This is a genomic window from Bacillus massilinigeriensis, from assembly GCF_900117315.1.
GTDB classification, from domain to species: Bacteria; Bacillota; Bacilli; order Bacillales; family Cytobacillaceae; genus Bacillus_BE; species Bacillus_BE massilionigeriensis.
Genome location: NZ_LT630337.1, coordinates 2,034,523 through 2,047,319, shown reverse-complemented (window position 1 = coordinate 2,047,319; position 12,797 = coordinate 2,034,523). Strand labels below are relative to the sequence as shown.

The 12,797-nt window shown below is 36.0% G+C and carries 12 protein-coding genes; 10 read left to right on the top strand and 2 right to left on the bottom strand.

Translation table 11 applies throughout. From position 1 onward, the window contains the following. Window positions 1-4 precede the first annotated feature (4 nt). Window positions 5-1,387, bottom strand: coding sequence for a YheC/YheD family endospore coat-associated protein (locus BQ6100_RS10130; protein ID WP_084780318.1), 1,383 nt, complete (start codon window positions 1,385-1,387; stop codon window positions 5-7). A gap of 165 nt (window positions 1,388-1,552) precedes the next feature. On the opposite strand from BQ6100_RS10130, the gene BQ6100_RS10125 reads away from it, so the two are divergent. From BQ6100_RS10125 to BQ6100_RS10090, 7 genes are all read left to right on the top strand, one after another. Beyond that, complete coding sequence (locus tag BQ6100_RS10125; RefSeq protein WP_075981545.1) at window positions 1,553-2,689, top strand: DUF445 domain-containing protein; 1,137 nt, start codon at window positions 1,553-1,555, stop codon at window positions 2,687-2,689. A 121-nt stretch (window positions 2,690-2,810) separates the two neighbouring features. After that, window positions 2,811-3,164, top strand: coding sequence for a YlbF family regulator (locus BQ6100_RS10120; protein ID WP_075981544.1), 354 nt, complete (start codon window positions 2,811-2,813; stop codon window positions 3,162-3,164). Between the two features lie 187 nt (window positions 3,165-3,351). Next, window positions 3,352-4,218 carry a Cof-type HAD-IIB family hydrolase gene (locus BQ6100_RS10115; RefSeq protein WP_075981543.1) on the top strand — a complete coding sequence of 289 codons (867 nt, stop codon included), beginning with the start codon at window positions 3,352-3,354 and terminating at the stop codon, window positions 4,216-4,218. 69 nt (window positions 4,219-4,287) lie between these two features. Next, window positions 4,288-5,028 (top strand): sporulation protein YunB, encoded by a 741-nt coding sequence (gene yunB, locus BQ6100_RS10110; RefSeq protein ID WP_075981542.1) that lies wholly within the window; start codon window positions 4,288-4,290, stop codon window positions 5,026-5,028. Between the two features lie 124 nt (window positions 5,029-5,152). Beyond that, window positions 5,153-6,670, top strand: coding sequence for a coproporphyrinogen III oxidase (locus BQ6100_RS10105; protein ID WP_075981541.1), 1,518 nt, complete (start codon window positions 5,153-5,155; stop codon window positions 6,668-6,670). Window positions 6,671-6,818: 148 nt separating this feature from the next. After that, a complete protein-coding gene (gene tnpA / locus BQ6100_RS10100; RefSeq protein ID WP_075981491.1) occupies window positions 6,819-7,289 on the top strand; it encodes an IS200/IS605 family transposase in 471 nt (156 codons plus the stop codon). An 853-nt stretch (window positions 7,290-8,142) separates the two neighbouring features. Next, window positions 8,143-8,934: an enoyl-CoA hydratase gene (locus BQ6100_RS10090; RefSeq protein ID WP_075981539.1), complete on the top strand. Its 792-nt coding sequence runs from the start codon at window positions 8,143-8,145 to the stop codon at window positions 8,932-8,934. A gap of 39 nt (window positions 8,935-8,973) precedes the next feature. Here BQ6100_RS10090 and BQ6100_RS10085 read toward each other — a convergent pair whose 3' ends face one another. After that, on the bottom strand, window positions 8,974-9,159 hold the full coding sequence (locus BQ6100_RS10085) for a YhzD family protein (protein WP_075981538.1): 186 nt from the start codon (window positions 9,157-9,159) through the stop codon (window positions 8,974-8,976). Window positions 9,160-9,305: 146 nt separating this feature from the next. Here BQ6100_RS10085 and BQ6100_RS10080 point away from each other — a divergent pair, with 146 nt between their 5' ends. The 3 genes from BQ6100_RS10080 (at window position 9,306) to BQ6100_RS10070 (ending at window position 12,783) form a co-directional block, all read left to right on the top strand. Then, window positions 9,306-10,205 (top strand): ABC transporter ATP-binding protein, encoded by a 900-nt coding sequence (locus BQ6100_RS10080; RefSeq protein ID WP_075981537.1) that lies wholly within the window; start codon window positions 9,306-9,308, stop codon window positions 10,203-10,205. Next, entirely contained in the window at window positions 10,198-11,451 is a 1,254-nt protein-coding gene (locus BQ6100_RS10075; RefSeq protein ID WP_075981536.1) for an ABC transporter permease, read from the top strand. The genes BQ6100_RS10080 and BQ6100_RS10075 overlap by 8 nt, the downstream gene beginning before the upstream one ends. Window positions 11,452-11,559: 108 nt before the next feature. Beyond that, entirely contained in the window at window positions 11,560-12,783 is a 1,224-nt protein-coding gene (locus tag BQ6100_RS10070; protein WP_075981535.1) for a metallophosphoesterase family protein, read from the top strand. Window positions 12,784-12,797: the final 14 nt, after the last annotated feature.

The window sequence follows — 12,797 nt, the reverse complement described above, 5'->3', positions numbered from 1 at the left end:
GGAATCACCCCTCATTTTTAATATGTTGAAATGCTAATGAGTAACAGCATTCGATAATGGCTTTTGCAGACGGTCGTATCTTTTCATCATGGGTTTTATCTTTTTTTGATGGCTTGGAGTTAACCTCAATGATCCAAAGCCGACTTTGTTCATCAACACCCATATCAATTCCGAGTTCACAGCAAAAGGCATTCTTTCTTTCATTACTGATGAATGTAGCTACTTCAATAGCCAGCTCCTTCATAAGTGATAATATTTGTACGGAAGTTTCTGGATTAAATAATTCTGATAAAGTTTGTTCGGCATTTACGATTTGTCCACCTCTTGCAATATTTGAGACCAATTGGTTAGGAGCCGAAATTCTCGCCACAATAGAAGTCATTATCCACTTTTGCTGGAAATTTTTATTAACGAGAACTCGAAAGTCAACTGGTCTATCTCTATATTTGAGTAATGGAACGGTTTTCTGCATAAGATAGGTTCTATTTTGGATATATGGTTCAAGCCATTTGAATGCTTGTGAGACATCAGAAAATTGTTGAGGGTTCATTTCACTTTTTTCAATAGAATGGTCTGCGTATATTCTATTCTCCCTCATACAAAGGTGAATGATGTTCCTTCCAAGGCTACCATGTGTTGGTTTTAGATATATATCTTGATGATTGGTAAGGAATTCCTCAAGGTTTTGTTCTGTAAGGAGCTCGGTTGTTGGTAGAAATGATTTAAGAATTTCGTTAGAGGAAATAAGTTGATGAATTTCCCATTTTGAAAAAAAGCCTTGATTGAATATAGGTATGTTTAATTCACGAAGAATCTCCAATTTTGCTTGAGCAAATGGATGGGCTTCAATTAGACGTGAGTGGATTCGGTTATAAACCACATTGGGAAAAGGGAGCAATGACTTCACCCATTGTTCCTGGTCAAAGTAGTAACCGATAATTCCTTCTTTACGAATATCCTGGATCTGAAAAATAAAGAAGAAGCCTCCATATTGGGAAATCAATTCTTGTATTTCTTCGCAAAAGGTATGGATTGATCGGAAATATGGTTTTTCTCTATCAATGATTACGATTTCAGTCATTAATGCAATGATGGGAGCAAAATAGATCGTGTTTGTGGTGTGATTGATCTGTGCAAAAAGATTCATTTGATTAATAGGAAAGGATAATTCTGATAGGAACTGCGTACTAAGCTGAACCTCATTATTTTTCAAATCAGAAACCTCAATCTTCATCTTTATCTGTTTTGTACTAATATTAAGCGTATAGTCACTTCCTACATTTATTTTCCAATAGCTCGCCAAGGCCGGACTAATTTTAAGGACATTTTTTCTGTCATGAAACGTTTTGATTGGTTTAATCGTAATAGATACAAAGTTTAAGCTCATAATGATTCCTCATTTGCTCGTCGTTAAAAGTCCAATTATAATTAGGTGAGCAGAAATTGAAGGTTAGACATCAAATTTATTAATAATATGGGCGATAATCTGATATCGTATCGTATGAAAAGAAGGAAATAATGGTGCTTAACAAGTAACGGAAGGTAGATGGAAATGGAGATTATTTATTCAATCATATTTATGGTCATTATCGGAGCAGTCATTGGAGGGTTTACAAACCATTTAGCTATCAAAATGCTCTTTAGGCCATACAATGCCATATATATTGGCAAATGGAAGGTCCCTTTTACACCTGGATTAATCCCGAAGAGAAGGGATGAACTTGCGACTCAGCTTGGAAAAATGGTGGTGGATCATCTATTAACTCCTGAAAGTATTCAGAGGAAATTTTTAAATGATAATTTCCAAAGGGAAATGACACAAATTGCGCAAAAAGAATTAGAACCTATTTTGAATACTGACAAAACAGTGAAAGAAATCGTAAATGGTTTTGGATTCAATATTGAAGAAAAAGACATCACCCTTCAAGTAGAAAAATTTATTGATAAGAAGTATGAAAAATTCATGGATTCTTATAAGGAGAGGTCTGCAAGAACCATTATTTCTCCTAGTCTAAAAGAAAAAATTGAATCCAAGTTTCCACTTATTAGCTCTTACCTATTAAACAAGGGAGTAGAGTATTTCTCAAGCACGGAAGGGGAAATCCGTGTACAAAAAATGGTGGATGATTTTATAAAAAACAAAAGTGGAATGCTGGGAAATATGCTGCAAATGTTTTTAGGGAACATGAATATCACTGAAAAGATTAGACCAGAGATTATTAAATTTTTGAGAAATGAAGGAACAGAGGATATCATAACGGCTGTACTAAAAAGAGAATGGGAAAAAATTCTGGACTGGAAAATTGAAAAAGTGGAGGAGCAATTTTCAAGGGAACAATTGCTTACAACAATTAAGGATGCGAGTCTTAAACTATTAAATATTGACCAGGTCTTAGAAACTCCGTTAAAGGAGATTACCTCTCCTGTCAATGACACGATTATTCAGTCCATTGTTCCAAGTGTAATGACTGTGATTAGTAATGGTTTATCGAATCGCATTGAAGGAATTATGGAAACTCTGCATTTATCAGAAATTGTGAAGGAACAGGTTGAGTCATTCTCAGTGGAAAGAATTGAGGCCATGGTTTTATCTATTACAAGTAGTGAATTAAAAATGATTACTTACCTTGGGGCATTACTCGGGGGAATTATTGGTCTATTCCAAGGCTTGATTGTCAATTTTATATAGACAATAAGGGGATTTATTTCATTTGGTTTTGAAATATAATTAGGAAATTGGTGACATTGTCGCATTTGAAATCATATTTTGTTATAGTGTATGGGATGCCTAACTAAAAAGGAGTGTAAAGATGGCTGTAAACTTACATGATTCTGCCTACGAGTTAGAGAATGCAATTCGAAATAGTCAGGAATATATAAATTTAAAAAATGCTTATCAAGAGGTAAATGCTGATGAAACAGCGAGACGTATGTTTGAAAATTTCCGTAATATCCAAATGCAGTTACAAGAAAAGCAAATGATGGGGCAAAACATTACACAGGAAGAAGTGGATCATGCTCAGAAAACCGTCGCACTTGTTCAACAAAATCCAAAAATTTCACGATTAATGGAAGCAGAACAACGTATGAGTATGGTAATTGGCGAATTGAATCAAATCATTATGAGACCTTTAGAGGAGCTATATGGTCCAAATGCAGGATAATGGAAAGTAATGGATAAGAAAGTACAAAGGCTATTGATCAAATTGATCATGGAAGCCTTTGTACTTTTTTTTGTAAAAAACTCCAAATATATTTTGAGTTTCATTGTCCTAATCATTGTTCTATTTATTCCATTTTTTTCATAAAAGTGTATTGAGGATCTTTTCAACACGAATAGGGGGCAAAGGAATGATTTTTCGGTTACTTGCAATTAATATTGATGGCACGATCATTCAGCCTAATGGCAGAATTCATAAAAGTACGAAAGAAGCAATTGAATATGTTCAAAATAAGGGGATCTATGTCACATTAGTATCATCCCGTAGCTTTGCTTCTGCAAAAAAGGTTGCAAAGGCATTAAAGATAGATTCCATCATTGTTACACAACGAGGTGCATTTATTGCGGACTCAGCAGATCATCCCATTTTAATTAATAGAATTCCTGAAGAAATTACATTTGACGTAGTTCGATTACTTGAGGGATTTCCGTCCCAAATAAGAATCATTGATGATAAGTTCTCACTTTCAAATAAGTATAAATTAAATAACAATATTTTTGCGAAGGCCGTTTATAATTCTGGTGACTCAGTATTTTATCCACAGCAATTTGTAGATTCCTTAAGTGATACTATTCTAGATGAACCTGTATCACCACTTAAGATAGAGGTCTATTTTGAAAGTCATAAGGATTTATTGGATGCCAATAAGGTAACAAAAGAGATGTTTCCAGAAATTGATACTCTTCCATTAAATGAATTAAGGATGGATATTGTATCAAGCGGTGTTTCAAAGCTAAATGGTCTATTATATTTAGGTGATCATTTAGGGATCAGCATCTCTGAAATGGTTGTTATCGGTGATGATATGGATGACTTAGAAATGATTGAAACAGCAGGTCTCGGGGTAGCAATGGGAAATTCACCGAATGAACTGAAAAGGGCAGCGGATTGGGTAACCCGTTCAAACAATCAGCATGGAGTTGCCTATATGGTGAAAGAACACTTCCGTAAGCAGCAACCAATTGAATTCTTAAAGAAGATGAATATCATAAAATGAAGAGAGGTGCCTGTCACCATCCAATATTTGGATGGTGACAGGCACCTGTGGTGTAAGGGGGTTGAATGAATGTTTCGTCGCAGATTTGTTGGTTTCCAAAGACCGCGCAAAGGACCTCTCCCCATAAAGTATGTTTTATTTATCTCTCTTGTTATTTTTATTCTATTAAATTTAATTTCCCTTTGGATCATTGAACAATCGGTGCGTCCGATTCTTGTAGATATTGCAAAGACAGAAATTAGAGGGATTGCCATTGAAGCCATTAATGATTCTGTTCAAGAAAATATGAACAAAATTGATATCAATGACTTAATTATTTTTCATAATAAAAATGGCAATCTAACCTTCAGTACAAACACGAAGTTATATAGTCAGTTTATTACCCAAACAACCAAGGATATTCAAACGAGATTAGGGAACAAGGAGAAGCATTTATATAAATTGGAAGATGATTCTGGTGCGACTACAAATAAAGAGTTTGAATCGATTGTGTATTATATTCCTTTAGGGGTGGTTACAAGGAATTCATTATTTGCGAACTATGGTCCAAAAATCCCGTTAGAAGTTTCAATCGTTGGTGAAGTGGAACCTGAATTTGAAACAACTGTTAAAAAAATAGGAATAAATAATACGTATCTAGAATTATTTGTTACCTTCAAAGCCTCTCTACAAATCGTCATCCCATTTACTACAGAAGAAGAGCCAGTCGTAACTCAAGTAAAACTAGGAGATGTTTATCGAGAAGGAAATATACCACATTATTATGGTGATGATGGATCGGACTTACCGAATCCTATCATGAATGATTAAAATGAATAATAGATTCTTAAGCATTAAGGGGAATAGAGGATTACCATGTAAACTTTCCCATCATGTTGACCTACATAATTCCTTTTTGTAAACTAATAGAAGTTTATTGAAACAGGTGATTATGATGCGCATGAAGATAAATGGTTTAAATGATGAGCGTTTTCAAAGGTCACTACAGCTCATCGCCAATCTTTTTTTTGAAGAATCAGAGCTAGTCTTTGATTCAGAAATGAATCAGCCTGATATCGAAATAAATTTCCAACTAGAGTTGAACGAAAGTTTAAGAGTTACGGCTGAATTAATTGAACAGAATAGAGAAACGAAAACGGCAGTGATAGAGGATGCCCTTCCAAACTTTGAGACTGAAAAACAGCAATTCAATTTTATAAAAAATGCTGTTTCAAAGGTTTATTTATCTGTATTACAGGATTCAACGGGAATAGTTCAAAAATGGGGAATATTAACTGGGGTACGTCCAACAAAGCTTCTTCATAAAAAAATGCGAGAGGGTATTTCTAAAGAAGATGCTCGTCTCCAGTTGAAAGTGAATTATCTCCTAACAGATGAAAAAATTGAGCTAATGGAGCAAATTGTAGAAACTCAGCTACATGTTATTCCGGATTTATATAACCTTCGCCAAGAGGTAAGCATTTATATTGGAATTCCATTTTGTCCTACAAAATGTGCTTATTGTACCTTCCCGGCATACGCAATCAATGGTAGGAAGGGTTCGGTAGATTCCTTTTTAGGGGGACTGCATCATGAAATGCGGGAAATGGGGAAATGGCTAAAAGAAAATGGTATCAAAATTACGACGGTCTATTACGGTGGTGGAACTCCAACAAGCATTTCCGCGCAAGAAATGGATATGCTTTATGAGGAAATGTACAAATCCTTTCCTGATGTGGAAAATATTAGGGAAATCACTGTAGAAGCAGGTAGACCTGATACAATCACACCAGAAAAGCTTGACGTTTTAAAAAAATGGAATATTGACCGAATCAGTATTAACCCTCAATCCTATATTCAGGCAACACTTAAGGCTATTGGGCGTCATCATAGTGTAGACGAAACGATAGATAAGTATCACCTAGCAAGACAAATGGGAATGAACAATATTAACATGGACTTAATTATCGGATTACCTGGAGAGGGAGTTTCTGAATTAGCATATAGTTTGAATGAAACAGAAAAGCTAATGCCAGAATCTTTAACTGTTCATACTCTTTCCTTTAAGCGCGCCTCTGAAATGACCAAGCATAGGGAAAAATATAAAGTGGCAAATCGGTCAGAAGCTGAACATATGATGGAAATGGCTCAGCATTGGACAAAAGATCATGGATATTCACCATATTATTTATATCGTCAAAAAAATATTTTGGGTAACCTTGAGAATGTTGGTTACTCTAAACCAAACCATGAGAGTATTTATAATATTATTATCATGGAAGAGGTACAGACAATTATAGGCCTTGGATGTGGTGCCGCCAGTAAGTTTATCCACCCAATTACAGGAAAAATCACTCACTTTGCCAATCCAAAAGATCCAAAGACCTACAACGAAAGTTTTCAAAGCTATACAGATAAGAAAATAGAAATCTTGAATGAATTGTTTAATAATGAAGGGACCCTTACTAGGTAAGGGCCCTTTTTTTTGATGGTTTAGAAAACCCCTGGCTATGCCGGGGGTTCCAGAAAGCTTATAGCGTGGTAACAAAAAAACCTCACTTCATGGTAGGATAAAGTTGGTTTCCCGACCACTTCATCTCGCCAAGAAGGAGGTATGCCCTATGAAGGACATGAACAGTTTAGCACATACAACATGGAATTGTAAGTATCACATCGTCTTTGCGCCAAAATACAGACGGCAGATTATTTATGGAAAATACAAAAAGAGTATTGGACAAATAATAAGAGATTTATGTGAAAGGAAAGGTGTAGTCATTCATGAAGCAAATGCCTGTCCGGATCATATTCACATGTTAGTTAGTATCCCACCCAAATTAAGTGTATCCCAATTCATGGGTTACCTAAAAGGGAAAAGTAGTCTGATGATATTTGATCGACATGCAAATTTGAAATATCGATATGGAAATCGGAAATTCTGGTGTCGAGGTTTCTACGTCGATACAGTGGGCAGAAATAAGAAACAAATACAAGAATATATTAGAAATCAGCTAAAAGAAGATTATATGGCCGACCAGTTAACGTTGTTCGAAGAATTTGACCCATTTACGGGGGAAAAAAATCGGAAGAAATAAAGAAATTCTTTAGAATTGGTGTGTGAATGTGGTGCAGAAGGGAAACCCTTTCAGTGGGCCTTTTAGGCCGAGGCCGGTAAAAGAGGCTTTCAGCCGCAGAGCAAACCACCAGTTCACACTGGTGGTTTTGATTTTAAGGCTGTGTTATAGTTCATTGTTGATATTAAGACATGTTGATCTACGTTTCAGGCGTGAAGACTCCTCTAAAAATGCTAAAGCATTTTTATCGTGCGGTGTGATTTCGATGAAGCCTTTTCAATGTCCTCTAAAAATGCTAAAGCATTTTTATCGTGCGGTGTGATTTCGATGAAGCCTTTTCAATGTCCTCTAAAAATGCTAAAGCATTTTTATCGTGCGGTGTGATTTCGATGAAGCCTTTTCAATGTCCTCTAAAAATGCTAAAGCATTTTTATCGTGCGATGTGATTTCGATGAAGCCTTTTCAATGTCCTCTAAAAATGCTAAAGCATTTTTATCGTGCGGTGTGGTTTCAATGGAGTCTTTTCAATGTCCTCTAAAAGTGCTAAAGCATTTTTATCGTGCGGTGTGATTTCAATGAAGCCTTTTCAACGTCCTGCGGGAAAACGTGGCAGGGGAGACCCCGCAGGAGTGTTAGCTAGAGGTAAGCTCCCCGTCAAGCCCGCGAACCGCTCGCGCCTGGAACGGAAATCAACATTCAAGTTTAACACAGCCTTTTTAAAAAATAAGAAAGTATCAAATTTTGTCATACCACAGTATGGAAATTATCGTTTTTGAAAATCCCGTTTTATAATTTTTTCAATAATTCAGAAAGTGGTTCAATTCCTAACAAAAAACATTTATAATCAAAGTATCAAACGGAGGAGGGGTTTCATTTGAATACGGAAAGTCCTACAAGCACAGTAAATGTGGTTGTTCAAGGTCGTGTGGCTAGGGTGGAAATGAATAGACCAGAAAGCCTAAATGCTCTAGACCAACAAATGATTAAAGAATTGGGAGTTAAGCTTAAGGAAATCAGCACAAATGATGATATTGATATTGTTGTATTAACAGGTAGTGGTCGGGCCTTCTCATCTGGCGGTGATATTAAGTCTATGCTTTCAGAAGGGGATGAAAGCGATTTCGCGCCAATTATGGAGAGCCTGAGTGACCTGGTTGTTACCCTATATTGTTTACCAAAGCTCACAATAAGTGCAATTAAGGGTGCTGCAGCTGGACTTGGTTTAAGCTTGGCTTTAGCAACTGACTACATACTTGCAGATAAAAACAGTAAATTGGCCATGAATTTTATCGGTATTGGACTTATCCCTGATGGAGGGGCACATTTCTTCTTAGACAAAATGCTAGGTGAAGATCAAGCCAAGCATCTTATTTGGGAAGGAAAGGTGCAAACGGCTGATGAAGCGAAGCTTAAAGGTGTGGTTCATGAAGTGGCGGAGGATGGACTGGAGAATGCTTTGAATCGTAAGCTAGATGAATGGCTAAATCAGCCGGTTCAAGCGATGATTAGAACGAAAAAGATCTTAGCAGAAAATAATCGCCCAGATTTATTAAAAATATTAGAATTAGAAAAATACGGTCAATTAAAAATGAGACAAACGCAGGACCATGCTGAAGGAATTGCAGCATTCTTAGAAAAGAGAAAACCAAATTTTATTGGTAAGTAATGCAAAAGAGGCTGATTTTTTATCAGCCTCTTTTTAAGTTTAAGGATGAAATAAAATAAGCTTTCCTTTTGGTGATGTACAACGATGAGTTTTTTCAGAGTAGTTTTTTTCCTCTAGTAGCTTTTCACCTAAATTTTTCGCTTCTTGATCATCATTTGCTTGGAACGATTCATCAAGTAATTTCTCTCCATTCGGTTCAAATACAGTTAATTTATACGTGTTCACAAAATACACCCCATTTTTAATTTTCTGATAGTTTACTATTATTCTTGCATAATTTATCATTAAGTGTAAAGGGATTTTTCTTTCTTATTTGGAACTTTTTTCAACTACAATCGTAATAAGAATTGATTAAAAAAGGGGGCTAACGTATGTCACTACAGCTTGATTATGTTACGAAACGCTTTGGGGATTTTACAGCAGTGAAGGATTTATCAATAGAAATACCCGAGAGCGAAATTTTTGGTTTTTTAGGGACCAATGGAGCCGGGAAAACGACTACTTTCCGGATGATTCTTGGTTTACTTGATCCAAGTTCTGGATCCGTCTCATGGCAAGGGAAACCAATCAATTACTCTACTAGTCACCTAATTGGTTACTTACCTGAGGAAAGAGGACTGTATCCAAAATTAAAGGTGAAGGAACAGATTGTTTATTTAGCGAGATTGCGCGGGATGCAAAAACAGGATGTACTGAAGGAATTAAACTATTGGCTTGAACGGTTTAAGGTTCCTGAGTATGCTGATAAGAAGGTGGAGGAGCTATCAAAAGGGAATCAACAAAAGATTCAATTTATTGCTTCTGTTATACATAAGCCAAAGCTTTTAATCTTGGATGAACCTTTTAGTGGACTTGATCCGCTTAATGTTGAAATGTTAAAAAATGCGGTTATCGAATTAAAGAAAAATGGAACAACGATTGTTTTTTCAAGCCATAGGATGGAGCATGTTGAAGAAATGTGTGAGCACCTATGTATTTTACAAAAGGGTACCCCTGTCGTACAAGGGTCATTGAAAGAAATCAAGCGTTCTTTTGGGAAGAAAAACCTTATTATTCATGCTGACTTTGATCTTGAATATTTAAAGGATTTTCCAGGTGTATACAAACTGAAAACAACTCCAGAGGGAATTCATTTACAAATAGAAGGCGAGCATGTGGCTGAAAAGATTTTGAAGGAAATTGTTGGCCACGGTTTTGTTAGAAGATTTATGTTAGAAGAACCTTCTTTAAATGATATTTTTATAGAGAAAGTGGGTGCTTCCTATGAGTAACTTCTGGATTATTTTATTCCATACTTATTTATCCAAACTAAAGACAAAACAATTTCTTATTACGACCTTAATTACGGTTCTAATTGTCGTTGGTTTAGCAAATATCCAAAATATTATCTCCTTTTTTGATAAAGATGGGGGCCAAGAAAAAATCGCCGTCATTGATGAGACCGGAGCTCTTTTTACGCCTCTAAAACAGCAGGTTAATGCAATCAATAAAGATCTTAAATTATCTTCCTATACAAAATCATTGAAGGATGCAGAAGAGGCAGTAGAGCAAGAAAAATATAAAGGGGTTTTAATCCTGTCATTGGACGATGAAAAACTCCCCATTGCGACCTATAAATCTATGACTATTGCTGCTTCACAAATCCCTTCAGAACTACAAGGGGCTATACAGCAAGTCAAAACACAAATGGCTGCTTCACAAATCAATTTAACACCTGAGCAGCTGACTAAATTATATGAACCTGTTTCATTTGAAAAAATCGCCCTAGAAAAGAATGCCAAATCCGAAGAAGAATTAAATCAAGCTCGAGGTCTTGTCTATTTTCTATTATTCTTTATCTATTTTGCCGTAATCATGTATGCGAGTATGATTGCTATGGAGGTTGCTACAGAAAAATCTTCTCGTGTCATGGAGATATTAATTTCAAGTGTATCACCGGTTAAGCAGATGTTTGCAAAGATATTAGCGATTGCCTTACTAAGTTTAACGCAGTTAGCGGTATTTTTTATAGTGGGATATGTTTTTGTTAAGAGAAATCTAGATGATTTACAAGGTGGATTCTTCGATGTCTTTGGGTTTGGAGACATTCCGATTCCAACGATTATATACGCAACCATATTCACTCTTCTAGGATACTTATTATATGCAACGATGGCGGCACTTCTGGGCTCATTAGTTAGCCGTATAGAAGATGTCCAGCAAATGATCACACCAATGACCTTTTTAGTTGTGGCTGGTTTTATGATTGCCATGTTTGGTCTTGGTCAGCCAGATAATACCTTTATTACCATTACTTCATATATTCCATTCTTTACACCTATGCTGATGTTTATGCGGGTGGGAATGCTGACACTTCCAGTTTGGGAGCCTATTTTAGGAATTGCTATTCTGTTATTAACCATCATCATCTTAGCAATCTTTGGTGCAAAGGTATACAAAGGTGGAGTGTTGATGTATGGAAAATCAAACTCCTTCAAGGATATAAAAAAAGCATTGCAGATTACAAAAAATCAATAGCTTTTTTATGAACAGGCTTGCCCATATGTGGCAAGTCTTTTTTTTGATAAAAGTAGAACGTGTATTCGCTTCGTGTTAAAATAAATAAAAAAACATGTGAGGAAAAAAATGAAAGAAATATCATTTATCCATGCTGCTGACTTACATTTAGATAGTCCAATGATTGGTTGGAAGGACTTACCTCAGGAAATCTTTCAGAGGTTGCAGGAAAGCACCTTTACTGCTTTTCATAAAATCATAGATGCTGCTATCAACTACCAAGTTGATTTTATCATTCTAGCAGGAGATTTATTCGATGGAGAGGATCGCAGCGTTCGTGCTCAATCTCGGTTAAGGAAGGAATTAGAGCGTCTTGAATCACATCATATCAATGCTTATATCATACATGGGAATCATGACCATCTAAGTGGGACCTGGGCAAAACTTAAAATGCCGAGTAATGTAAAGGTCTTTGGTAAAGAAATGGAGGTAATGACCCATATTTCAAAAGATGGTACCTCAGTTCATCTATATGGATTTAGTTACCCGAAGAGACATGTCGTTGAGAGGAAGGTCATGGAATATCAAAAGGAAGATAATGCTGATTTTCATATAGGAATTCTTCATGGAAATTTGGAAGGTCACTCTGAACATAGCAATTATGCTCCCTTTCAATTAACAGAACTAATAGAAAAGGATTTTGATTACTGGGCTTTAGGTCATATCCATAAAAGAACTATTCTATCTGAATCCCCACCTGTTGTATACCCAGGTAATATACAAGGGCGAAATCGGAAGGAGAATGGAATAAAGGGCTGCTATTATGTTCAATTGACTGAAGCTCGGTCAAGGCTTCAATTTGTTGAAACCTCCGATGTTATTTGGCTAGAGCTAGAAATAGATGGAAGGTCACTTAATAATTTTCATCTTCTTTATCAAGGCTGTCGAGAGTCAATGGACTCGATTCGTCAGGAAGGCATGGGCTATCTAATTCGTCTATCCGTACGTAGCGCAAACCTTGAGGATACACAAATGAATCTAGATCTTCAGCAAGAATTGTTAGAGGCTTTGCAGGAAGAGGAAAAGGATGAAGAAAGTTTTGTTTGGCCAGTTTCCGTTCAAATTGAGGAAGAAATTCGATGGGATCGGTCTGAGCTTTCAAAACTTGCAGATTTTTTTAATGAATTATTTGAGGTAATCGACGAATATCAGGATTTTGAGTCTAGTTTATCTACTCTATTTAATCATCCAACCGCACGTAAATTTATTGATCCATTGTCAGTTGAAGATAAAGTCTCCCTTTTAAAAGAAGCGGAAAATCTCCTTGTAGAGCAGCTTTTAAGTAATAAATAAGAAAGGAGGTACTA

What these genes read in the sequence shown, in the direction of transcription:
- BQ6100_RS10115 (WP_075981543.1), top strand. Translation starts at nt 3,352, where the DNA reads ATGATTTTTCGGTTACTTGCAATTAATATTGATGGCACGATCATTCAG.
- tnpA (WP_075981491.1), top strand. Translation starts at nt 6,819, where the DNA reads ATGAAGGACATGAACAGTTTAGCACATACAACATGGAATTGTAAGTAT.
- BQ6100_RS10080 (WP_075981537.1), top strand. Translation starts at nt 9,306, where the DNA reads ATGTCACTACAGCTTGATTATGTTACGAAACGCTTTGGGGATTTTACA.
- yunB (WP_075981542.1), top strand. Translation starts at nt 4,288, where the DNA reads ATGTTTCGTCGCAGATTTGTTGGTTTCCAAAGACCGCGCAAAGGACCT.
- BQ6100_RS10075 (WP_075981536.1), top strand. Translation starts at nt 10,198, where the DNA reads ATGAGTAACTTCTGGATTATTTTATTCCATACTTATTTATCCAAACTA.
- BQ6100_RS10125 (WP_075981545.1), top strand. Translation starts at nt 1,553, where the DNA reads ATGGAGATTATTTATTCAATCATATTTATGGTCATTATCGGAGCAGTC.
- BQ6100_RS10105 (WP_075981541.1), top strand. Translation starts at nt 5,153, where the DNA reads ATGCGCATGAAGATAAATGGTTTAAATGATGAGCGTTTTCAAAGGTCA.
- BQ6100_RS10130 (WP_084780318.1), bottom strand. Translation starts at nt 1,387, where the DNA reads ATGAGCTTAAACTTTGTATCTATTACGATTAAACCAATCAAAACGTTT.
- BQ6100_RS10070 (WP_075981535.1), top strand. Translation starts at nt 11,560, where the DNA reads ATGAAAGAAATATCATTTATCCATGCTGCTGACTTACATTTAGATAGT.
- BQ6100_RS10120 (WP_075981544.1), top strand. Translation starts at nt 2,811, where the DNA reads ATGGCTGTAAACTTACATGATTCTGCCTACGAGTTAGAGAATGCAATT.